At 49.8% G+C, this 23,736-nt stretch carries 17 protein-coding genes; 10 read left to right on the top strand and 7 right to left on the bottom strand.

Features of this window, described 5'->3' with window-relative positions:
• Positions 1–88 precede the first annotated feature (88 nt).
• Positions 89–5,845: a T9SS type A sorting domain-containing protein gene (locus NZM05_07485; GenBank protein ID MCS7013459.1), complete on the top strand. Its 5,757-nt coding sequence runs from the start codon at positions 89–91 to the stop codon at positions 5,843–5,845.
• A 113-nt stretch (positions 5,846–5,958) separates the two neighbouring features.
• Here the strand turns inward: NZM05_07485 and NZM05_07480 are convergent, their stop codons facing one another.
• The 4 genes from NZM05_07480 to NZM05_07465 form a co-directional block, all read right to left on the bottom strand.
• Positions 5,959–6,843, bottom strand: a complete 885-nt coding sequence (locus tag NZM05_07480) for an ABC transporter permease (GenBank protein ID MCS7013458.1) — start codon at positions 6,841–6,843, stop codon at positions 5,959–5,961.
• A 61-nt stretch (positions 6,844–6,904) separates the two neighbouring features.
• Positions 6,905–7,360 carry a hypothetical protein gene (locus tag NZM05_07475; protein MCS7013457.1) on the bottom strand — a complete coding sequence of 152 codons (456 nt, stop codon included), beginning with the start codon at positions 7,358–7,360 and terminating at the stop codon, positions 6,905–6,907.
• A gap of 227 nt (positions 7,361–7,587) precedes the next feature.
• On the bottom strand, positions 7,588–8,010 hold the full coding sequence (locus NZM05_07470; GenBank protein MCS7013456.1) for a hypothetical protein: 423 nt from the start codon (positions 8,008–8,010) through the stop codon (positions 7,588–7,590).
• 122 nt (positions 8,011–8,132) lie between these two features.
• Positions 8,133–9,869: a hypothetical protein gene (locus NZM05_07465; GenBank protein MCS7013455.1), complete on the bottom strand. Its 1,737-nt coding sequence runs from the start codon at positions 9,867–9,869 to the stop codon at positions 8,133–8,135.
• 500 nt (positions 9,870–10,369) lie between these two features.
• On the opposite strand from NZM05_07465, the gene NZM05_07460 reads away from it, so the two are divergent.
• From NZM05_07460 to mgtE, 4 genes are all read left to right on the top strand, one after another.
• Positions 10,370–10,816 (top strand): universal stress protein, encoded by a 447-nt coding sequence (locus tag NZM05_07460; protein MCS7013454.1) that lies wholly within the window; start codon positions 10,370–10,372, stop codon positions 10,814–10,816.
• A gap of 36 nt (positions 10,817–10,852) precedes the next feature.
• Positions 10,853–11,836: a zinc-binding dehydrogenase gene (locus tag NZM05_07455; GenBank protein ID MCS7013453.1), complete on the top strand. Its 984-nt coding sequence runs from the start codon at positions 10,853–10,855 to the stop codon at positions 11,834–11,836.
• Between the two features lie 39 nt (positions 11,837–11,875).
• Positions 11,876–12,358 (top strand): DNA starvation/stationary phase protection protein, encoded by a 483-nt coding sequence (locus NZM05_07450; GenBank protein MCS7013452.1) that lies wholly within the window; start codon positions 11,876–11,878, stop codon positions 12,356–12,358.
• A 570-nt stretch (positions 12,359–12,928) separates the two neighbouring features.
• Complete coding sequence (gene mgtE / locus NZM05_07445; protein MCS7013451.1) at positions 12,929–14,308, top strand: magnesium transporter; 1,380 nt, start codon at positions 12,929–12,931, stop codon at positions 14,306–14,308.
• A gap of 18 nt (positions 14,309–14,326) precedes the next feature.
• Here the strand turns inward: mgtE and NZM05_07440 are convergent, their stop codons facing one another.
• Positions 14,327–16,393 carry a DUF262 and DUF1524 domain-containing protein gene (locus NZM05_07440; protein MCS7013450.1) on the bottom strand — a complete coding sequence of 689 codons (2,067 nt, stop codon included), beginning with the start codon at positions 16,391–16,393 and terminating at the stop codon, positions 14,327–14,329.
• A gap of 191 nt (positions 16,394–16,584) precedes the next feature.
• Here NZM05_07440 and hpt point away from each other — a divergent pair, with 191 nt between their 5' ends.
• The 5 genes from hpt (at position 16,585) to NZM05_07415 (ending at position 20,917) form a co-directional block, all read left to right on the top strand.
• Positions 16,585–17,163 (top strand): hypoxanthine phosphoribosyltransferase, encoded by a 579-nt coding sequence (hpt, locus tag NZM05_07435; protein ID MCS7013449.1) that lies wholly within the window; start codon positions 16,585–16,587, stop codon positions 17,161–17,163.
• A 100-nt stretch (positions 17,164–17,263) separates the two neighbouring features.
• Complete coding sequence (gene ftsH, locus NZM05_07430) at positions 17,264–19,264, top strand: ATP-dependent zinc metalloprotease FtsH (GenBank protein MCS7013448.1); 2,001 nt, start codon at positions 17,264–17,266, stop codon at positions 19,262–19,264.
• The gene (locus tag NZM05_07425) at positions 19,264–19,635 is read left to right on the top strand and encodes a sulfite exporter TauE/SafE family protein (GenBank protein MCS7013447.1); all 372 of its coding nucleotides are present in this window, start codon (positions 19,264–19,266) and stop codon (positions 19,633–19,635) included. Before ftsH ends, NZM05_07425 begins: the two co-directional genes overlap by 1 nt.
• A gap of 26 nt (positions 19,636–19,661) precedes the next feature.
• Entirely contained in the window at positions 19,662–19,979 is a 318-nt protein-coding gene (locus tag NZM05_07420) for an integration host factor subunit beta (protein MCS7013446.1), read from the top strand.
• The gene (locus NZM05_07415) at positions 19,976–20,917 is read left to right on the top strand and encodes a tetratricopeptide repeat protein (protein MCS7013445.1); all 942 of its coding nucleotides are present in this window, start codon (positions 19,976–19,978) and stop codon (positions 20,915–20,917) included. The genes NZM05_07420 and NZM05_07415 overlap by 4 nt, the downstream gene beginning before the upstream one ends.
• Positions 20,918–20,920: 3 nt before the next feature.
• On the opposite strand, the gene NZM05_07410 is transcribed toward NZM05_07415, so the two are convergent.
• Positions 20,921–22,960: a GAF domain-containing protein gene (locus NZM05_07410; GenBank protein ID MCS7013444.1), complete on the bottom strand. Its 2,040-nt coding sequence runs from the start codon at positions 22,958–22,960 to the stop codon at positions 20,921–20,923.
• Between the two features lie 186 nt (positions 22,961–23,146).
• Positions 23,147–23,736, bottom strand: a 590-nt coding sequence (locus NZM05_07405; protein ID MCS7013443.1) for a T9SS type A sorting domain-containing protein, incomplete at its 5' end; no start/stop codon positions are given.

Genomic DNA, 23,736 nt, shown 5'->3' with positions numbered 1-23,736 from the left:
GAGCAGCTTACTTTACGCCGCTAAGTACATTCACTGCTGCCAATCGAAGAAAGTAGCCACTCTGACACAAAGGAGGACACAAAAAACTATGACAATAGTCTTACCACGTCAGCACCGTGCTGGCAAGTGTATTACCCTGTTCCTTGTGATGCTTGCCTGCCTCTTCACACTTCCTTCAATTCTTTGGTCTCAGACCACCAAGCGTGTGGTGCTTCAAGGTTTTTGGTGGGATTATTGGAACAACAATTATCCTTTCGCATGGGCAAATTACCTTGCTGACCTTGCCCCACGCCTGCGTGAGCTTGGTATTGATGCGGTTTGGATTCCACCGACCATTAAAAATGAAGGGGGCCCAACTTCTGTCGGTTACGCTCCTTTTGACCACTACGACCTCGGCGATAAGTTTCAGAAGGGCAATGTGCGCACCCGAATGGGCACGAAGGATGAACTATTGCGTATGGCTGCTGTGCTCCATGCCAACGGTATTGAAGTTGTGCAGGATATTGTTCTTAACCACATCATTGGTGCGCAAGTGCGAGACCCACAAGCGCAAGACGACCAATACAAGATTTTCCGTTACACCTCATTTGCCACCCCACAGTTTGCAGGCGATTCAGTGGACTACATTGGTCGGCGCGGGCGGTTTCCCAAAAACTGGATAAACTTTCACCCCAATCCTTGGCGAGGCTTTGGCGGCAACCCGGGCAGCTCTCTCAATGACGTAACCTCCGCTTTCTTTGGCCCTGACATCTGCTATGACCCACGTGCTTACGGACAATCGTCGCTGCCAATAGGCAATCCGCTGGTGTTTAATCCGCCGCAGTCCTCGAACTATATGCGTAACGAACTGCGCCGTTGGTTTATCTGGCACACAAAGCAAATCGGTATTGATGGCTATCGCTTCGATGCGGTCAAGCACTTTGAGCCGCATGTGGTGCACGATTTCGTTTGGCATGTCGCTAGTCCAAGTGGCGACATTACGCAAGGCGTGAACGGCAGTTCGCCGCTTGGTTGGGACATTCTCTCGATTGGCGAATGGGTGGGCGGCAAGTCGGAACTGGACGCATGGGCTGGCGCACCGCCTGCACCCGAAAGCGTCTTGGAAGGCGGACTGTCAGGCACAAGCCGCAACTTAGGCGGCGTCGATAACCGCGCGGGCACCTTCGATTTCAGTTTGCGTGGTTTCAGCACGGATGGCTTGGTTGGTATGGTCTATGCGCTGGGCGCATTTGATATGAGCACGATTCCCAGCCTGCAGCAAGACAATCGCGGTCGCACCGTGCCGTTCGTCAACAATCACGATACGTTCCGACCACCCCTGCAACCTAATGGCGATTACCCCTCTGGAAACTGGACCAGTAGCAGCGAACTTGGGCGCAACATTGATCCGCGAGAGCCGCGCCTTGCGCCCGCTTACGCCATCATTTTCGCCGTTGATGGCTCGCCGCAAGTTTTCTTTGAAGATCTCTTTGACATTGGCTCAGGCGGTATTCGCTACACGCATTTTCCGAACAATCCATCATCGCTACCCGTGCGCGATGACATTGCAAACCTCATTCGTTGCCACCAGAAACTGCAGTTCAAAAGCGGCCCATACTTTGTGCGCACTGCTGAAACCGGCAACGACGCTCCTTCTTTTTTGCAAGGCAACTTGCAAGACGGTATTGTCTTTGAGCGCGGCGGTCGTGCACTGATTGGTGCAACCGATAGTTGGAATGTCGAGCAGCGCGTCTGGGTCGCCACTTCTTTCCCGGTTGGGACAGTGCTAAAAGATTACGGTGGCACCTACGGCTTCACAGTTACGGTGCAACCGCCTAGTGGTGGCTTATACAACCGTGTGCTAATTCACATTCCACCATGCGACCTTACAGCGCCTATCACTGGACCAGTTGGTCCGACGCGACGACGTGGTTACGCCGTTTGGGCGCCAGTGAGCGAACAAGCGAACTTCGATGCGCCCTTTTCGCCCACGCCCAAAAATATCGCGCAAGAGTGGGAAATGGCAGACGACTTAGGCGATAGCCACCCACGTTCTCTGATGCAAGGCGGTGCATTGCCTACCAACTCCACTGCTTGGCGCACGGTCGGCAATATCTACCCTGAAGCTGGTCAGCCAATTAACCTGCGCGTTTTTCAAACCAGTTCGACGCCGCAGGACATCACGATTGCCGTTTTTCGCAATCAAACGCTTGTCTTCAGCGCAAATGGTGCAAGCAACCTCAATGTCAATTTCACGCCGACGGTTACGGACTGGCACACCATTCGCATTCGCAATACGTCGGTGAATGCCATCGGGCAGCGCGTCTATGTGCGCGCCACTTACCGCGCTCCGCAAGTCGTCAACACGATGGCTAACCCCATGCCCTACTCGCCTGGGCGCGTTGCGGTCAAACGCCTCAGCGATAATCAGTTTGAATTCATCGTAGAAGGTGCGGCAACGCTCAATCGTGCGGTCGTCAAGCAAAACTCCGCACCCTCTTCGCCTACCGACGGCACGATTTTCGACAACCTCTCACCTAACTCACCGAACACGGTCACAGTTACGCCGCTTTCTCTGAACTACATCTCTGCATGGGGTAAGACCAGCAGCCAATTTTCGCTTGACAGCGCCACCGTTGCGATTCAACTTGTGCCTGCAACAGGTAGCGCCACCGTGCCGATTCCTGCAAACACCACAGGTGCTTTTGTCGCTGCTGCATCAAACAATCGGCAAGCTACGGTCATCTTTACGCAACCCTCAAACGACGCAGGCAATCTGCTTTTCAATATGCAAAACAGTTTGCCACCAAATCCTAATAGCGGCTTGCCACTGAGTGGCATTTCGCCGAAAGGCACTGTGGTCGTCAAGAACATCGCTCCAAGATACTGGCAAATCACGCCCTCAGGCTTGAACGGCTATCAATATGACATTGAACTTGACATTAGCGGTCTGCCGGGTATCTCTGACCCACGCAGTCTTGTCGTGCTAAAGCGAAACAATAGCTCCGAGCCTTGGACGAGCGCCGCTAACGGCACGAGTGTTACGATTTCTTACCCGCGCGAAAACGTGCTGCGTGTCTCTGGGCTGACCTCTTTTTCCGAGTTTGCGATTGGCGGTGACTTCTCGACTTTCTCGTTTCTCTCTACGCCGCCTACGCGCGATGGCGTAATTTCGCCCGGCGAATACGGCGACCATACCAACGGTGCAAACCGATGGAACGATGGTGCGCGCGATTGGTATATGGCGTGGGACGATAACAACCTCTACATCGCCGTTAACGCAAACGGCAACGCTAACACCGACGAACTTGTGCTTTACATTGACACCGACCCACAAACGCCCGCTAACGGTGGCACAAATGCCAACGGCGCACTGGGTGGCATCGGCAACTTTGATGGCAATAACTACGGTCGCTTGCCTTTCCGCGCCAATTTCGCCGCCTTCATTCGCAATGGCTACCATCAACACCGCACGCACGATGGCTCTGGCGGCTGGAACGCTAATGTCGACAACAGCTCCAGCATTCAGAAAACCACGTCGGGCAATGTGCAAGAAATTGCGATTGCGTGGTCGCTAATGGGCGGCAGGCCGACCTCGTTTCGCGTCTTTTTCTACCTCAACGGTGGCGACCCTTACGGCGGTCTTTCTCGCTTTGCGCTGGATAATGATTTTTCCAACAAACTTGACCTTACGGGACGGCTTTACTTTGATATTGCGAACACCAACAGCGGCTCCAGCACACCGCCTTTCTCGCGCTTCTGCTACATCAATCAGCGCGTCAGCGACAACATCGCGGACTACGGCACGACTTTCTTCGACGCGACCACTGCTGACAACCAAACCACCACGATTACAAATAACCTCACCATTCAACACAGTTTGCGCACCGAAGGCGGCTGCCAGCTTACAGTCTCAGGCAACCGAACCGTTACGATGACAGGCGCAGACGGCTCCATTGTCAACAACGGCTTTATGAACGCCAACCCCAGCTTTGGTAACACAATGAATTTTGTTATTGACGGCACTACGACACTTTCAGGCTCAACTGGTCATGTTGATGTATGGAATCTCACGGTCAGCTCAGGCGGGACGCTGCGCGTCATCAATGCTAATCTGCGCACAGGCAATACAGGCACGATTACAGTGAATGGCACGATTGAATTTGGCGAAACACGCTTTCTTACAAGCTACGCTGGCACAGCAAATTTCACACTGAACTCGGGTGCAACGCTTATCACGGCACATGAAAAAGGCGTCAATGGCGACAACTCGAGCACACTGAATGGCTCGATTCGCGCCAACGGCACAGTAACCTACAATGCAGGCGCTAGCTATGTGTTTAATCGCTTGGGCAATCAGATTACGGGTTTTCTTGCACAAAGCACATTGCCTGCGATTACAACAGCAAACCGTCTGGCTACGGCTGGCTCTGGCACAAAGACGCTTGATGCGACTGCAATAACGCTCACAGCAAGCGCCTCGCAACCAGCGCTGTCGCTGGGTGCCAGTACTACACTGGACATTGGCACACTCACTGTTGAGGTGCGTGGCAACATCACGGGCACTGGCTCGGCATTAGCTTCAACTGGTAAAATCCTCGTTCAAAATGCGCCTGCTACGGTGCAAGTGAGCGGTGCGACCTTTACGAACTTTGACCTTAATGACGCTGATGGCGCCACGCTCACAGGCAGCCCAACCATTCTTAACACGTTGCAACTTAGCAGCGGCGTGTTGAACACAGGCGTTTTCTTAGCGTCTGTTACCAACCCGCTGCCTGCTGCTGTGCAGCGCACTAATGGTTTTATCAACAATCGGCTCGCACGTGCGTTTGACAACTCTGCCATCGTCTCGCGCCTCTATCCCTTAGGCGATGCGACCACATACCGCCCGATTTCGTTGCTCGGACAATCTGCGAGCGGCACAATACTGCGCGGCGCGCTTATCACAGGCTCTGGCAATTCGCTTGCGCTATCCACCTTTCCGCTCGTGAAAGTCTCTGACCTGCGCTATTATGAATTTCAAAACACAGGTTCAGGCAGTCTTGTGCTCTCGCAAGTCTTGGATATGGCCATCAACAGCGATGATGCCGTGCAGGTTAGCGACAACAACGCAACGCTCAAGATTGCAACGCGCACCACAGGCAATTGGCAATCGCAAGGGCCGCTTGCTGTAGATACTGACCCGCTTCCCGTGCTGACTGGGTTTAATTCCCTCATTTTCAATACAACATTAGCCGCCAGCGAGAATTTCTTTGTTGCACTTGGCACGGAAAACGCATCGGATAACCCTTTGCCCGTCTCGCTTTCAGCCTTTGTGGCAAAGCCGCTGGGTCGCAGAGTGGAACTTAGTTGGCGCACAGAAAGCGAACTGAACAATGCTGGATTTGTGCTCCTGCGCAATGGTGAGCCGATTGCTGACTATCGTGAGCGCAGCGAGCTGCGTGGCTTAGGCACTGCACCTGTCGGCAAAGAGTATAAGTTCATTGATGAGACCGCTGCGCCCAATCAAACGCATCGCTATGCGCTGCGTAGCGTGGACTACGACGGCACTGTGCACGACTACGCTTACACCGTTGAGATACTGCTTGATGTCCCAGACAGATATAGCTTGATGCAGAATTATCCAAATCCATTTAACCCTGAAACCACTTTGCGCTACGAATTGGCGGAAAGCGGCGATGTCAAGCTCGAGGTGTTTGACGTGCTCGGTAGAAAGGTTGCCACATTGGTTAATAGCTGGCAGGAAGCGGGTCGCTATGCTATCCAGTTCAATGCTGCACAGTATGGTCTTTCCAGCGGTGTCTATTTCTACCGCCTTGTAGCGGGCAAATTTGTAGAGACCAAGAAAATGCTGTTGAGAAAGTAGGTGCTTGCTTCTTGCTTGCTGTGGTAGATTGTGCCGCACAGGGGTCACCCGCTGCCCTGTTCAGGAAGCAAACAGGGCAGCGGGTTTTTTCTTTTGGGATCTGGCAACACGGCTCAACGCTTAAAGACAAGGTGGCGCAGCTGTGGCAGTGCTACAGCGAGAAGCACGAAAAATGCGGTTACAATTTTGAAATCTGTCGGCGCCAGTCCCAGTGACAGCGCAATGCCGACCAGCACGCGAAAGACAATCGCTCCAAACACGACACTGACTAATTGCGTGCCGACTGAGAAACGTTGCCGAAAAATCCCTAAGAAAGACTCACCGATAATCACGCTGGCTAAGCCAAACACGATAATGCCAATGCCCATACTGATGTCGGCAAAACCTTGATACTGGCACACCAGCGAGCCTGACAGAGCAATCATTGCATTTGACAATCCAATTCCGATGATTTTCATCGTGTCGGTATTGACACCTTGTGCTGCAATCATCACTTCGTTATCGCCTGTTGCCCGCATCGCTAAGCCAAAATCGGTCTTGAAGAGCAGTCCTAAGAGGATTAGGGCAACAGCACTAATCACGAAGAATACGGCAAAATCGACTGCCCAGCGTGGCAGTTGAGAGAAAGTATTTTCAAACGGCGTGAGCAGTGTTTGCACCGTTAGCAAGGGAATGTTGGAGCGTCCCATAATGCGCAAGTTGATGGAGTAGAGTGCTGTGGTAACCAAAATACCAGATAGCAGACCATTAACTTTCAGTTTGGTATGAATCACACCTGTCGTTGCACCTGCTAAAAATCCGAATACAATTGCAACGAATGTGGCAAAAATCGGGCTGACTCCAATCGTGAGCAAAGCTGCCGTAATGCTTGCGCCTAAGGTCAAGCTACCGTCAGCGGTAATGTCGGGGAAGTTATAGATGCGCATGGTGATGTAGACTCCGATGGCGAGAAATCCATAGCACAGCCCTAAAACTGCTGCGCCAAGCCAAAGCTCCATTTGAGATTGTGGTTTTTGTTTATGGCAACTCTATAAGCCGTAAAAATACGAACTTTGCCTTTCATTTGGGCTGAGCACAGCTGCGGCGCATCTCATCAATCAAGGGCTGATAGAGTGAGCGCGTAAAGACGCTCGCATTACGCTCATCGTAGCTTACTTCAATCACTGGCTCTTGCTCTTCGGCTGGAATATCCAAAATACGATAGATGTAAAGCGTAATGACCGCACTATCAATCGTGGCCATCACATATAGCGCCCCATTAAACATAATCTGGTCACCAAAATTCACCTGCTCTGGACGACGGTATGCTTTGAGAATACCATCAAGACGATTGTCGACACGAATCTTATACTGCTGTCTCTCTAAGACCTCTTTTGCTTTCTGGTACAGGTCAAGTCGCGACCCCTCACAAGCAATGCGGATTGGGCGTGGTTGGCGCACTGAATCTGCAAGCACACAGCCCGATAGCAAAGTAATGACAAATATGAACCACGACAAATTGCGACACATTGACATACTAAACGTGTGTTAGGTTTATAGCCTCGGCTTGATATGACTTGTCTTGCCTCATTGCACTGATAGAACCTGCTTTTCTCCCCTGCCTTGCCTTTCCTTAGCTGGCATTACACAATTTTACTACGCTAGCATAGCAGAAAAAAGCGGCAACCTAAAAGTTGCCGCTACTGTTTCCGATAAACGCACAGCGACTTTGATTCTGCCGCCGTGCGCACACCTACTCAACTTCACTTACACAGCTCACGCAAGCCATTAAGAACAGGCATAAAGTTGCGCTTATCATAGACAGATGAATTCTCATCGTGGCTTTTCACTGGACGCCCTTCCGACACCGTCTGAATGTTCACCGTAATTGTGGTGCCATCATAGACTGCGTCAAAGATATACGGCCCACTCACGATGATATTTTCACCAATGCCAACATAGACTGGCACGCGGTTACCTTCGACTTCCCCTGTCTCTTCGTTGGCTTCAACGACTACGTAGTTGTTTGCGCGCAGCAGTTGCGACGCTTTCTCAATAAACTCCTTCTTAGTGAGCCTTGTGCAAGGAATCTTGATAGGCTTCGGTGTAGCAATCGGTGTAACGCAGGCGCTGGTAGTGAGCGCTGCAAACAGGAAAACAAGTCCAATTTGAATGAATGTTTTCATTTCTTACTCTCCCGATTAATTAAAGAAAGTTTAACAATCCGGCCTTTATGGCCTTTCAGTCAGTCTTTACGCAACATGCAAAGCTGCTGCACTGCGCAAAGATATGCAATAAAGTTGCACAATTAGAGATAGATGTGGAACTGCGTAATAGCTTCCCAGCGCGTACCGACACGACGCATTCCATCTAACAGCTCGCGTCCAGGCTCTGAGCTGATTGCACGACCATAAATCGCACGAGGACGGAACTGCATACTGATTTTTGCATTCTGCCCTGCTAAAATCCAGTTGAACCCAAACTCTGGCATAAGGGTTGGCTCACGCAGACGCTGATAGTTAAGGTATGTAATTGCACCGAAGAATTGGAATCTGCCCCATCCTTCTGTCCATTCTCGTGGCGTCAGGTATGAGGCTTGTAGGTAGTAGGCTTGACCTGTGCCATGCAAGGGATATGCATTGCCAGGCCCATTAAACTCAGGCTGTGACACTAATTGACCTCCAACTGCAGTCGGATTCGGTTGCCCGATTGACATTACGCCAATATTGCGCACGTAGTTCGGTCCAAAGTTGTAGTTATAGAATGCACCGTGTGCCGTAATTGCCGGGCCGGTTGGGTCAGGCGTCCCATCTTCTTTGTAGCGCAAAGGCAGATCTAAGAAAAAGTCAACCGCCCAGTGAAATGTATCTGTCCAAGCAGTGTCTACAAAGGCATCCGTAATTGCGGCTTGCTGCGTAGGGTTGAGGCGTCCCCAAGCATTGTAGAACGCTGAATCTGTAATGTTCAGTGGGCTACCTTCAGGACTGCTGATGCCAGGTGCTGAGCTCGGGCCTGGACCACGTCCAGCAGGATAGATACCACGTCTTAGCGCATCGTTAAGTGTGTTCAGGTCTGCCGCCGGAATGGTGCGAGCCACCGCTTCTGGAATAGCAGGATTTGCAGGACGGATACGATGCCACATACCACGTGGATGCAAATTGAACCCGACGCCGATGTTAAAAACTTTCTTCGTGCCTAAGTATGAACCAACCATAAACGGCAGGACTGAGCTTTCTTGCTCGAAAAAGTCGTAGTTGACATATGCGTGGTAGAGCAGCTCATTGTTGTTACCTGCCCATTGTGAGATATTGTAGGCTGGTGGTAAAGTCGTCAGTGCTGCTGCCCAGCTTGGTGGTTGGTTGGTCGTACCGCCAATTGGTGTTGCAAGTCCAGGATTTGGAATTGTGAAGGGTTTGCTTAGCACGGCACGGTAGTTGAAGTGTCCAATTTCACCTTTCGCATAGATGCCAAACATACGAGCAAACTGGTCCGTCGCATCAAGATTGATCCACCCCAAGTTTGACGCATCGAGCATATTGTAGTTCAATGTCGCCCAGTTGGTTTGGCGCGACAGACCGCTCCAAGTCAGCAGCCCTGCGCCAATGAAGAGCTCACGGCTCCACTTAAACTCGCACCATGCATCGTGAACAAAGACCTGCTGACGCTTTCCATCAGACGTAGGGTCGAAGCCTGAAGCAATGCCTAGACCACCTGAGTTAAAAGTTTGATTGTTGACACCAATAATCCAGAACAGCAGAATACGTGGGGTCAGTTGCCCATGCACCAGCATACGCGAGCGACGAATGCCGATGTCGAAGGTTTCGCGAGTCTCAGGGTTGTTGCTGACGCTTGTGCCTGGATTTTGCTGCATCCAGCGAATCCAGATTTGATTCCAAAAGAGCAGACGAACAAATGTAGTGCTGTCTTTACTAAGGTAGATTTTGAATCCACCTCCGTAGCCCTCTAACCCTTGTGCTTGCAAAATAGAGCTGCGCGCACAAAGTAAGATGAGCGTACAAAGCATCGCTGTCAGCAGTTTTCTCATTGTCATTTATCCTCCCTTGTTTTTGTTGGAAAAGATGTCTATTTGTCGATAGAGTAAAGCCCACGCAATGTCGCCGCATTGCCTTGTGCATATCACAAAGCCGCTTTGCGTGATATGCGGTTACCCAGCACCTCTGTACTTTGCAGGTGTCTGTGTGAAATACAATAAACTTGAACTACAATTGAACTACGAGAACACGAAATAGGGCAAGACGATATAGGGGGCAGTGATCGTATCAGCTGCCAATTCTTATTGAACCCTTATTACTACTCCTGAATTTGAGGTACTGCACTTGTGTGTGCGCTTTCTGCGCAAGACTTGCGCAAATTTGGGTGAAAAAAAAGAAAAAAGCAAATACAAGTCGGTTTTTCTTTACAGCTCTTTGAGATTCAACGCCTTGCAACAATTTTTAGCCATCTCTTCGATTCTTTGCAGAGAGGGGAATTTGTTGCATATTCCCTTGCCTGCTTAGGCAACTCAAGCGCAAAACAGTACGCAGTATGATTGCCATCAAAAAAATCCTCTGCCCAATTGACTTTTCTGAAGTATCTCACAACGCTATTCTCTACGGCAAGGAATTCGCCTGTGCAATGGGTGCAGAGCTTATTTTGCTCCATGTGGTTGAGCCCGTTACAATGACCGCAGAGACCGTCCCATATGTGTCCGAAGTAGAATTAGAGCGCAATGCCAAAGAGGAGCTCAGTATGCTGGTTCAAAAAGAATGCCCCAGCACCCTCACGGTGAGGCAACTTGTTAAAATTGGTCTTGCTCCTGATACCATTATCCGAGTTGCTGAGGAAGAAGACGTGGATTTGCTGATTATGGGCTCCCATGGGCGTAGCGGTTTATCGCGCCTGCTGCTCGGCAGCGTCACTGAAGCTGTGATGCGACGCGCCAAATTACCTATCTTGGTGGTTAAGCAAGAAGAAAAGGAGTTTGTTCGGTAAGCCTGCACTGTTTAATCACTGCGTAACCACTGAGTTATGAAAGCGGCTGTCTTAACTGCTGTTTCCGCTCCGTTAGTCTTGCAGGAGGTAGAAAAACCCTCACCCTCTGACGGTGAAGCATTGGTAGCGCTGCGCTATGCGGCTCTCAATCATCGTGATGTTTGGATTCAAAAGGGTCTGTATGCTGGCTTAAAGTTTCCGATTATTCTCGGCTCCGATGGTGCAGGCACTGTGGTTGAGTGCCGCCATTCTGCTTGGCTCGGCAAAGAAGTGATCATCAATCCCAGCTTGGATTGGGGCCCTAATGAAAAAGCGCAGCAAAAGTCGTTTCGCATCTTGGGCTTGCCTGATAACGGCACATTTGCCGAATTCCTCAAAATCCCTATCCAGAATCTCTGTGAAAAGCCGGCCCACCTTTCTTGGCAGGAGGCTGCAGCATTGCCGCTTGCAGGACTGACCGCCTATCGTGCGCTCTTCTCGCGTGCAGCACTGCAGCCAAACGAGAAGGTCTTGATTACGGGCATTGGCGGCGGCGTCGCTCTTTTTGCGCTGCAATTTGCCCTCGCAATTGGTGCTGAGGTGTGGGTTACATCAGGCAGCGACCGCAAACTGTCCAGAGCATTAGCCATGGGCGCAAAAGGCGGTGCAAACTACCAAACTCCTGACTGGGACACTCCTCTCAAATCAGTTGGCTTTGATGTTATTCTGGATAGTGCAGGTGGCGAGGGCTTCTCCAAGCTCATTGACCTTGCTGCGCCGGGCGCACGTATTGTTTTCGTTGGCGCCACACGCGGCCCCGTCAAAGAGCTTGTGCTCCAAAAAATTTTTTGGAAACAGCTCTCACTTTTGGGCTCCACAATGGGTTCTCCAGCCGATTTTGCTTCAATGATCACTTTTGTCACCACGCATCAAATCCACCCTATTGTAGACTGCACCTTTCCTCTTGCCGAAGCAGAAACTGCCCTGCGTTACTTAGACAGCGCCAAACAATTTGGCAAAATCGCTCTTGAAATTTCTTAACTTTCGCTGCCAACTTAAACTTTCAGAAAGGAGCTTGCTATGTCGATTGAAGTCAAAATCAAGCACACTTCTACCGAAGTACTTTCGGCTCTAAACTTGCAGCTTGCTAACGCCTTCGTGCTCTCTGTCAAATACAAGAAATTCCACTGGTATGTTTCAGGTCCATTCTTCAAGACGCTACATGAGCTCTTCGATGAACACTATCGGCAACTTAGCAAAATCATTGATGACCTTGCTGAGCGCTCTCGCTCTATCGGTGGCTACCCGATTGCGACGATGAAAGAGTTCCTTGAAACGGCTGAAATTGATGAATCTCCCAACTTGAATTACACGCCCCAAGAAATGGTAGAAATTCTCTACGAGGATACCGATACCATCATTGATTCGCTGCACCAGCACATTGAGCTTGCCACCAACCATCATGACCCCGGCACAGCCGACATCTTCACAGAAATTGTTCAGATTTACCAAAAGCAAGCATGGTATCTGGCGGAAACCAAAGCCCGCAAGAATCTGGTCTAATTGTTTTGCAGCGGCGTCTTCATTGCAACAAGGGTGAGGAGTCTTTGCTATCACGGCGCAAAGATTCCTCTTTCACCCACAGTCTCAATTTTCGCTTGCTTTTATAGTCATGCTACGCGCAATGCTGCTTCGCATGCCTCCTACCATCCTTTAGCTGCTACATTTTATACTGCTTTGGCATACAGCTATTTTCGTTGCTAAAAGGCTACAGAAAAAATCCTTAACTTGCGGCAGCGCGCATCTTAGGCAAGAGTAGAGCTTTGAGCAGTGTATTTTGCCTCCGTAGCGTTTTCATCTTCTAACGATATGATGAAAGCTGTGCGGCACGGAAATTCGGGGCACGGCTTACGGAGCATGCTTGTTCTGATTTTGCCCTTTGACCCAACTCTTTCATGGGGGCAGCGGGCTTGCTCTCTGGATAGAAGTCCGAGGAAGGCACTTTCTCGCCTTCAGCACAACGTTGCAGTGTAACCGCTGGTTTGAGTTACGTGCAGGTTTCTGTCAGCACATTTGGTAGTTTGAACATCGTCTCTATTTACAGCTTTGTGTCACTTGTCTCAACCAAGTGCTATGACCGAGCTTAAGCAACCTGAAGTCGCCGTCGATAGCTTTGCCGATGATATCTCGATTGAGGAACTGGCAGAATTACAACCTGTGGATATTGCCGAATACCTCAATGCGCTTCCGCTCGAGAAAGCGGCAAAGGTGCTGACCGATTTACCTATTGATGTGGCACAAGAGACTGTTGCGACCCGACTTTTCCCGCACCTGCCAGATTTGTTTTTAGCTCTTCCGAATGAGCGCGCGGTCGAAATCATTCGCAATTTGCGCACTGATGAGCGCGTCTATCTTTTTCGCCAACTCCACCTTGCCAAAGGCGAGAAAGCTGAGCAGCTAAATCAAAAACTTTTCTCGCAACTGCCTGCCGATATGCAGCTGGAGCTGCAAAACTTTCTTCGCTACCCGCTCACCAGCGTTGCCTCTATGATGACAACGGAATTTACGGCAGTCTTCGCCGATATGACCGTTGAGATGGCAAAAAAGCTGGTTTTGCGGCAGCAAAAGTTCGGGCGCAAGCGAGAAATTTACGATGTCTATGTGCTCGAGCGCGACGATGGCGAAAAGCGTCTTGTGGGCGTTGTCAGCCTGCGTGACTTGCTTTTGGCAGATGACCAAGATACAGTGGAAGACATTATGCAACGAGACCCGATTAGCATTTTACCCACCGAAGAGCGTTGGGACGCAGCCGTGCTGGTCTCCAAGTATAACCTTCTCTCTTTGCCTGTCGTCACGCACGATAACCGAATGTTAGGTATCGTAACGGTCGATGATATTATTGACGTGATTGTGCAAGAAGAAACGCAGGACTATCTCAAACTGGGTGGTGTGCAGACCAGCGCTACTGACAAACCTTACTTTGAGACTCCAATTTGGACAAATGTACGCAAGCGTCTTGTGTGGCTACTTTTGCTTTTCGTTGGGGGCACTCTGACGGCGAATGTACTTGAGGGCTTCAAAAGTGAAATTGAAAAGGTGGTCGTGCTGACCATTTTCATTCCGCTGCTAATTGGCACAGGAGGCAATGCAGGCTCGCAGACCGTTTCTACGGTGATTCGCAGCCTTACAATTGGTGAAATCAAGCCAACGGATTGGTTCAAGGTGCTTTTCAAGGAGCTTTCTACGGGTCTTGCTTTGGGGGCACTTTTGTGCCTGATTGCGTGTGGGTTTGCGATTTTCCGCGTGGGCGATTGGGCTTTGGCACTGACAGTAGGACTTAGCGTGATAGCCATTTGCACTTGGGCTAACATCATCGGCGCACTCATTCCCGTTACTGCCGAGCGCTTCGGCGTCGATCCGACGGTGCTCTCTGCCCCGCTTATTACCACACTTGTCGATGCTACCGGTCTGATTATCTACTTTACTATCGCAAAACTTATTCTGGGACTTTGATGCCAGCAAAAAAATGCATTACAGCAATTGCCTCTCATATGCTTTCCGCACAATTGGCATTACTTCTTTGATGTGCTGCATCTCTTGAATTTTCACTTCCACATCACCCACGCCCCAATGCCCTATGCCTGTTACATCACGACAAAATGTGTAGTTCCGCACTTCCTCATACGGCAGATTAAGATAGAGTTTTAAGCCTGATTTTTGTGGCACAACGGAGAGAAAAGTTTTGTTCCCGACACGGTAGGTAACGCACTGCTTCAAAATTTTCTCCTCTGCCCTATTGAATCGCATCACTTCGTCTTGCAAAGCCTCAAACAGCTCGAGCACTTCACCAACAAGAAAATCTCCATTGTTCATTGTCTCAAAAGTATTTACCTGTTCATCTTCTGCTTGCCTGTCGAGATTTGTAATGTTTTGCTTGCCGAAGTATGACCAGATTTTCAAACACTTCTCAGCTAAGATTTCACCACGCTGGCGAATGTCTTTTTCACGCCAAGTTTCAACTTCGGAGAAGTATCGGTTGAGTTCGAGATGGCTCCCTGCATAGATGCGTTTTTTGCTTTCGAAATCAGCATTCGACAGTTCTGAGTTGTATGCAGTGAGCGTTAAATTGCCAAGTGTGTTACACATTGTCTCGTGAGTGAACTTCCAGTTTTCCCCCAAGTTCGACCGCCACCAATCTGTGAGTGTTTGCGGCATCACGTGCTCAACTTGCAAATTGTCAAATGCAACCTGCTCTTTGTGTCCAAATGACTCTTCCAGCGTTTCCAGAATGAACTTTGTTTTCTCTCCTCTATCACCTGCACCATAGAGTTCAGCCTCGACAAGTTCGCGCTTGAACTCAAAGTCTTTAGGATAGTTTCGTTTCTCTAAAATGTCTTTGACGGCTTCCGTGAAAGGAACTGGCAACTCTCTTGCCTGTTGGGAAAGAGGAGCAAAGATTTTGCTCAGCTGATTTGTTGGCACACCACAAACGAAGCGACGAATAATGAAATTTTCAAGTGTTCTCAAAACTTCCAAGAAGTCTTCAGCCGAGAGACGCTGACTTTCGTAATCGTCATAGCAAGCCAACAAGAAGGGATATGCTGTAGTCACCTGCAGTCGATTCAGGCGATGCATCGCTCGCCTAATCTCTTCATTCGTCTCACTTTCTAAGCTTATGATTCTGGCATAGTAGCTTGAGAAAGTGTGCAAGGTTTGAAGTTCCTCCAGGGCGTCTTTGCCGCTGGCATACTCTTTCAGCACAAAGTAAACCTCTGATGCCTTAACAAAATCGCCTCTTCGCATTATCAAGTAATGACGAATAAACTCGGCTAAATGCGCTTCGCCAAGTCTATCCTCCATTGGCTGCCAGTATTGCTTGTGAATTTTCTCCTGATGATTCGTATGAAGGCACATCAGGAAGTAGTTTCGAATTAAGTCCGCCTGAGAGAGTGGTCGCCCCTTTGCATTGAGACTCTCAAAGACAAGGTAGGGGTCTTCGTTCTCATGAAGCAACACGCGTACGACAGTCAGCCATCTCTCGGCAACATCTTTAAGCTTTTGCAGAGAGATTTGACTACTCCGAATTTTTTTCTCAAAGAAGCAATAGGCTTTCGCCAAGCGAGAATTACCTGGATTATCTGCATTACCTGCATTATCTGCATTGAGTGGCTCGCCTAAAATGATGCGTCTGTAAACTTTCCTATCGCCTTGTGTCGGCAGTAGCTTGAAAAAATCATTACCTTCTGCAAACTTGTTGATGAGAAATCTCTCATAGAGTTCATCTGCCAGTCTCATTTCGCCCCGCTCTTTTGCAATGCGGCGAAGCGCTGCAAAGAAAACGGAGATTGTAGTGTATCGCTGCTGCCCATCAATCAGACTATACTTTGTAACTCCTTCGGGAATAGAGCGAGCTGGAATGAGCACAATTGCCCCAAAGAAGTGGGGGCGAGGATTTTCGGCTTCACAAAGCTCTACAAGGTCGTCCCAAAGAGTTTGCCATTCTTTGCGCTCCCAGCTATATGGGCGCTGAAAAAGTGGCACAAGATACTGTTTTGCATCACCTAAAAGCTCTACCAGTCGAATAACCGAGGCTTCCATTTTCGAGGGCACCACGTTTTCACTACAAGGTTTTGGCAGAATTATAGGAAAGGCTTTCTGCTCTTCCAAAGAAATGGTTACTCTTTCCCTCTATGTTACGGCTTTTGCCCTTTGCGGCTTCGTTCATTTTTCCGCCTTGTTCTGTTATATTCGGCAGTTAGTTAATTTTCACGCGCAACTTGTCTTTCACCGTGAATCACTCATCGCTGCAGGCATCATCAGCGCCGCTCACCGTTACAGTCGGCGACGATACTTTCGAGCTTTTTATCTCCGAAGATGCCATTGCTCAACGCGTGGCAGAGTTGGGCAAAGAAATTGAACGTGATTACGCTGGCAAAACCCCCATTTTCATTGGCATTCTCAACGGCGCATTTATCTTCCTTGCCGACCTTGTGCGCGCCGTACAAGCGATTGATGTAGAAGTGGACTTCTACAAGCTCTCCAGCTACGGCAACCAAAAAATTTCTTCTGGTCAGGTGAGGAACCTCAAGTCGATTGATGCCGTATTAGAAGGGCGTGATGTGATTGTCGTTGAAGACATTGTGGACTCAGGTCTTTCGCTCTCATATATCCGTAGCGAGATTCTTAAATTGCGTCCGGGTAGCCTGCGCTTCTGCGCACTGTTTCTCAAAGAAGAAACTGCACAGTTGGAATTTGCAGTCGACTATATCGGCTTTCGTATACCGAAGCAATTCGTGGTCGGCTACGGTTTGGATATTGCTCAGAAGAAACGCAACCTGAGAGCCGTCTATAAGTTGCGAGAGCCGTAGAGATTCTGCATATTCTCAATTGTCTTGGGCTTGGTGCGCGTAGCACCAACCTATAAACTTCATTGCTTGCAGTATTGAAGCAACAAAGCAGTATTGACTTATGGCAGAGAATCCTTTTGTGAAGAATCGGGAGAGCGGGCGACCGAAGAACATTCGCGAACGTTTCAAGCCCGTGCGTGGCGATGAATCCCCCTTCGCAAATCTCAATAGCAACGGCGACCCTGATGAAAACTTCAAACGCACCTTTCGCGTCTTGCTCTATGCGTTTGCAATGATTTTCCTTTTCTTTTTCCTGCAGCGACTTTTTACTTCCAGCGAACCTACAGCGCCCGAAATCTCCTACAATGAATTCCGCCGACTTCTGGGGCTATCGCTCATTAAGGAAGCCATCGTAGAAAAACGCGACGGCGGTGCTGTGCTTACAGGCATTCTTAGCAAGTATGAAACGGTTGAACTGGCTGACAATCGTGGCGAGAAAAAGATTGACCGCTTCATCGTGAAGTTGCCTGAGTTCGACCGTGCGATGGCTGATGAGCTGGTTGAAAAGCATATCAAGATAAAATTTGAGCAGCGTGAAGACGGCTCGCTGCTGCAGTTTCTCATGGTGTTTGGACCATGGATTTTGCTTGGCGTGATTTACTTCGTCATCATTCGGCGGCTTACGGCACAAAACGGTCTCACACGCAATGTGTTCAACTTTGGCAAAAGCCGCGCTAAAATGATTACCGAGTTCGATACCAAAGTTACATTTGCCGATGTTGCTGGCTGCGATGAAGCCAAAGCCGAACTTCGTGAAATTGTGGAGTTCCTAAGAGAACCTGAGAAATTCCAGCGGCTGGGTGCCAAAATTCCCAAAGGCGTGTTGCTCTTAGGTCCGCCGGGCACTGGGAAGACACTGCTGGCTAAAGCCGTAGCTGGAGAGGCGGGTGTGCCTTTCTTTTCAATGTCTGGCGCAGATTTTGTCGAGATGTTTGTCGGCGTTGGTGCTTCACGCGTGCGTGATCTTTTTGAACAAGCTAAGCAACATGCCCCTTGCATTGTCTTCATTGATGAAATTGATGCCGTCGGTCGCTCACGGGGCGCAGGTTTGGGCGGCGGACACGATGAACGTGAGCAAACCTTAAACCAACTCCTCGTCGAGATGGATGGCTTTGGCACCAATGACAATGTGATTTTGATTGCGGCTACTAACCGTCCTGATGTGCTGGATACTGCGCTGCTCCGCCCTGGACGCTTCGATCGACAAATTGTGGTCGACAAGCCCGATGTGCGCGGCCGAGAAGCGATTTTGCGCATTCACACACGCAAAGTGCCACTTGCTCCTGATGTGAATCTGCAAGTTATTGCGCAAGGCACCCCCGGCTTTGCCGGCGCCGACCTTGCTAACCTTGTCAATGAAGCCTCACTTTTCGCTGCTCGCGCCAACCGCAACGTTGTTACGATGCAAGATTTAGAAGATGCTCGCGACAAGGTCTTGATGGGACCTGAGCGCAAGAGCATTTACATTTCGCCGCGAGAAAAAGAAATTACCAGCTATCACGAAAGCGGTCATGTTCTGGTCGCCAAATTCACTGAAGGCGCTGACCCTGTGCACAAGGTTACCATCATTCCGCGCGGTCGCGCTTTGGGGCTGACCTCTTACCTGCCTTTGGAAGACAAGCATACGTATTCCCGCCAGTATATCTTGGCAATGATTACTTACGCGCTTGGTGGGCGTGCCGCTGAGGAAATTGTTTTCAGCGAAATTAGCACTGGTGCAGGTAACGACATTGAGCGCGCCACCGAGCTTGCACGCAAGATGGTCTGCGAGTGGGGCATGAGTGAGCGGCTCGGTCCTTTGAACTACGGCACGAAGCATCAAGAAGTTTTCCTAGGCCGTGACTTTGGACGCGTGCGAGACTACAGCGAAGAGACAGCCGTCGCAATTGACAGCGAAGTGCGGCACATTGTCTCCGAGTGCATGGCAAATGCGCGGCGCATTCTCACTGAGCATATAGACATTTTGCATCGTCTTGCAAAAGCGCTCATTGAGCGCGAAACACTCAGCGCCAGTGAAATCGACCGTGTCATTGCTGGTGAAACTCTTGCGCCTGTTCAGTAATGATTTGGCTACTGCTTTTGCTCATTGGCTTCATAGCAGGAATGCTCTCGGGAATGTTTGGCATTGGCGGCGGCGTTGTAATTGTGCCGCTGTTGGTGTTTTTGCTTGGATTTTCGCAATACACCGCAACTGGCACTTCGCTTCTTGTATTTCTGTTGCCCGTCGGTATCTTGGGCGCACTGGAATACTACAAAGCTGGGAAAATCTCAGTGGAACATCTTAGATACGCTGCCGTCATCGCATTGAGCCTATTTTTCGGCTCGCTGTTTGGGTCTCGGCTCGCCCTGTCGCTCTCTGAAGAGTGGGTGCGCAAAGGGTTTGCATTGCTTTTAGTCATCGTTGCAGCTCGTCTTTGGTTTAAGGCATCGTAGAGATTTTTCCCTAACTCATCAACCTTATTGTCGTAACCGTGACAAAAGCAGATATTGTTAGCATTATTGCCAGTCGTACGGGTCTCTCAAAGCAGGAGACCGAAACTGTGGTAGATGGGTTTATTGAAACCGTCATTGAGTCGCTAAAGTCTGGTGAACGCATTGAGATTCGCGGGTTTGGCACGTTCAACGTGCGCAAGAAGAACAAACGCATTGCCCATAATCCGCGCACAGGTGAAAAAGTCCTCATTGAGGAAAAGTATGTGCCAACCTTTAAAATCTCACGAGAGTTCAAAACCGCAGTCAGTGAGAAGCTCAAGAAACTGCCGAAAGAGAAAGAATGATCCATCGCCCCAATGTGCAAGACAAAGCCACTTGTCCAAACTGCGGTGCGCTCGTCTTGCCTGATGCAACCGTTTGCCACCAATGCGGCAGTGATTTGAAAATTGAATCACCACCTTTGGCAGATGCCGTGGCAGATAGCGTAGGTTCTGCAGCGACTGCTTCGTCATCAGCTTCTTTGAAAGCGGTGCGTGCGGAGCAATCCATATGGCTCTCTTTTGCTCTTTTTATGCTAGTCGTGCTTGCGGCTTTTGGCTACCAAGGTATGACCGCTCGTGTGGCATTTAAGAAGTCAGGTGCAGCAGGTGAAGGTGCTAAGCCGCTCACGGAGGAACGCCTGTCAGCCAGTCCTAATGAAGCCTCGCGTTTGCCTGTGATAGTTGACACCGCCACCCTAAATCGGCTGGAAGCCTTGCACCAGCGCTTTGTAACGGAGACCGATTCAGCGGCAAAGGTTGAACTAGCGCTACGCCTCTCAAAAGAATACATTGACCTTCAGCAACTTAGCCGTGCTGGTTTCTATGTTAAAGCCGCGGCTGAAATTGCTGGCGCACGTGTGCCTCAGCTCTGGTTACGCGCTGCCAATCTTTACGATGACGCTGAAGAGTACGAGCTTGCCAAACCGCTTTACGAAAAATTTCTCTCTATTCAACCCAAAAATGTGGATGCACGCGTCGACTATGCCATCGTGCTTCTGAAACTTGGCGAACAAGGCAACCCCGCTTTGTCGCAACAAGCCGTCTCAGAGATGCGCCGCGCCGTCGAAGATGACTCCACACACCAGAAAGCAACTGTCAACCTTGGCATTCTCTATATGCAAATTGGCAAAGTCGAAGAAGCGCACCGACTCTGGCGACGTGCGTTGGCGTTAGACCCCAAAAGTGAAGCAGGCCGAAAGGCGCAAGAACTGATGGACCGCTTCCCTCTCACTAAGCCATAGTGTCTAAGCCCGACCGTTTTCACTAATCGCCAAATTAGCACTGCTCACCTTCTCATAAATGCGTGCTTCTACAAAGACTTCGAACAAGTCTTTGTCGACTTTGCCACTCTTTACTTCATAGTGCAGAATGTCTAAGGCTCGTTCAACAGGCACGGCGGGCTTGTACGGGCGGTCTTGTGCCGTCAGTGCATCGTAAATGTCAGAAATGGTCATCATTCGTGCCTGAATAGGGATTGCCTCAGCAGCCAGCTTGCGTGGGTAGCCCGAGCCATCGAGCTTTTCGTGATGCGCAAAGGCAATCTCTGGCACACGCCTCAGGTCATTTGTCCAAGGAATTTTCCTAAGGAAGTTGAACGTATGCGTTACATGCGACTCAATCTCACGGCGTTCCTCTTCATCAAGGCTGCCCTTGGGAATCGATAGGCGCATCGCTTCAGATTCCAGAAGGTAGGGATACACCTCATCTTCACTGTAGATGAACACCTTTGACTGAATTTCTCTTAGCTTGCCAAAGCCCTCTGAGCGCATCACAGTGGGTTCATTAGCTTGAACAATAAACTTTAGATAGTCTTCCAGCTCCCCAAGTTTTTGCGACATTTCGGCGTCTAGCTTTTGAAGGATTGGCTCGACCTCTTCACGCGTGCGTTCCATCAGGTAGAATAGCTTCTGCTTTGTGTATTTCAGCTCAATTGCTTTTTTAATCAGCGCGTAACGCTCACGAATAGAGCGCAGCTCGTAATCATAGAGCTTTTTGGCTTTCACTAGCACGCGCTCACGCACGCCAATTTTGCCAAAGTCGTGCAATAGCGACGCATAGCGAATTTCTTCTAAGTCGCGCTTTGAAAATTGAACAGACTTAAAGGGTCCTGTAGTCAGTCGGTCCACTGCTTCAGCTATACCGACGGTGAGAATTGCTACGCGCTCAGAGTGTCCAGAAGTCGTAGGGTCTCGGGCTTCAATGGCAGTGACAGAGGCTTTGATGAAGCCTTCGAAGAGATTGCGAATGTTGTCATACAGCATTCTGTTTTCGTAAGCCACCGCCGCTTGCGATGCCAGTGCGTAAATAAACGCCTCATCTTTTTTCGTGAAGGGAATGATGTGATGCACGGCTTCTTCGGGGTCGGGCAGCACAATGCGAAAGTCGTGCTTTTTGTTAATGAGCTGAATCACGCCGATGGTTTCCTTATCACGATTCAGCATCGGCACAGTGAGCATTGACTTGGTGCGATAGTTAATTGACTGATCGAACACCCGCCCACCGAAGCTATATGGCACATGCTCAGGTAGGTGATACACATCAGGAATGTTAAGTGGCTCACGAGACAAGGCAGCGTAGCCCACAATGCTGTTTGGAGAGATGGGCATCACCCACTCTTTGAAGGGCACTTCACGGCTAATGTTTTGCGCCAGTTTAAAGCGCAGTTGTTTATTCGCAAGGTAGTTGCTGCGGTCAAATTCCACGCCCGGGCGCTCCTCGACAATGTAGAGACTCCCTGCATCTGCTCCTGCAATTTCCATACTGATGGACAGAATCATCTCGAGGAGCTTGTTGATGTCTTGCTCGCTGGAGAGAGCAATACCGATTTCGGTTAGTTTCTCAAGCTCTTCTCGCTGCTCAGAAATCTCTCGCTGCAAAAGCTGCTGGCGCTCACGCTGATGAAAATGCGCCTGCACGCGTTGCAAAAGGAGCTTGAAGCGTGTTGAGCTGATTGGAATTTCCAGAAAATCAATGAGCTGTTGCGTGTAAATCCATGACTCAAACCCGCCTAGCGACTCAAGTTCTTCAGGCAGTCCAACTGCCACAATAGCCACCACTTTAGCTAGACTAGGCGGCAATTCTTTCTTTAAGCGGTGCAAAGTGGTCGCATCCACCAGCAGCAACACAGGCGTTAGGTGAAACGATGCGCCAAATGTTCTTAGATACTGTTCCGTCTGCTGCGGTGAGCAATACTCAAACGCATATTGCATTCGCTTGAGTCCTTCCTGTGTGATTTCAGCGGGCAACCCAACTTGGTCAAAAATCAAAATTTTTCTCGTATCCATCGTTCGAGGTTTGTGTGCGTCTGCAAGAAATGCAAAGTTACAGATTTTTCCTGATGCTTCTGCAAGCAGATGAATAGGTGCCTCTGCTACAGCTCTTCTTCACACCATCTCTTGGAGCGTTTCAGCAACGCAAAGCAAAAAGGCGTTCCTACTTGGAACGCCCTTTGCCACGAACTCTTTTTTGGGTTATTTCATCAGTAGCATCTTCTTTGTAGCCACGAAATCACGGCTGCGTAAGCGATAAAGATACATTCCACTTGCCAGATTGCTCAGATTCACTTGATAGCGGTAACTGCCCGCCGCCAAATCTGCATCCACCACCGTCATCACCTTTTGCCCAAGTAAGTTGTAGATTTCCAGCACCGTCCGCCCTGGGAAGCGCAGGTTGAATTCAATCGTTGTGGTAGGATTAAATGGATTCGGATAGTTCTGGCTTAGGCTATACTCCTTGGGCATCGTGAATTCCTTGATTTCGGTGGTGTAAATGACGCCGTTGTAGTCGACATCTTCGAGCTTGTAGAAGTAGGTTTCGCCGGGCACAAGGCGTGCGCGGTCAATGAATTCATAAGTGCCCCCTGTGCTGGATGTGCCTTTACCCACGAGTGCGTCGTGTGTGCGGTAGGAGGCAATTTCTTCAAAGCCACCGTCTCTGAAGCGGGAGCGCGAGAGAATGAAGCCCGCGTTATCCACTTCGGATGCGGTTTGCCACTTCAGTTTGACGCCCTCATCCACTGCTGCAATGGAGAAACTTACCAGCTCTACGGGCAGCGGGTTAT

The sequence above is a fragment of the Chloroherpetonaceae bacterium genome (genome assembly GCA_025056565.1).
Taxonomy (GTDB): Bacteria; Bacteroidota; Chlorobiia; order Chlorobiales; family Thermochlorobacteraceae; genus Thermochlorobacter.
This window is presented reverse-complemented; position numbering and strand designations above follow the sequence as displayed.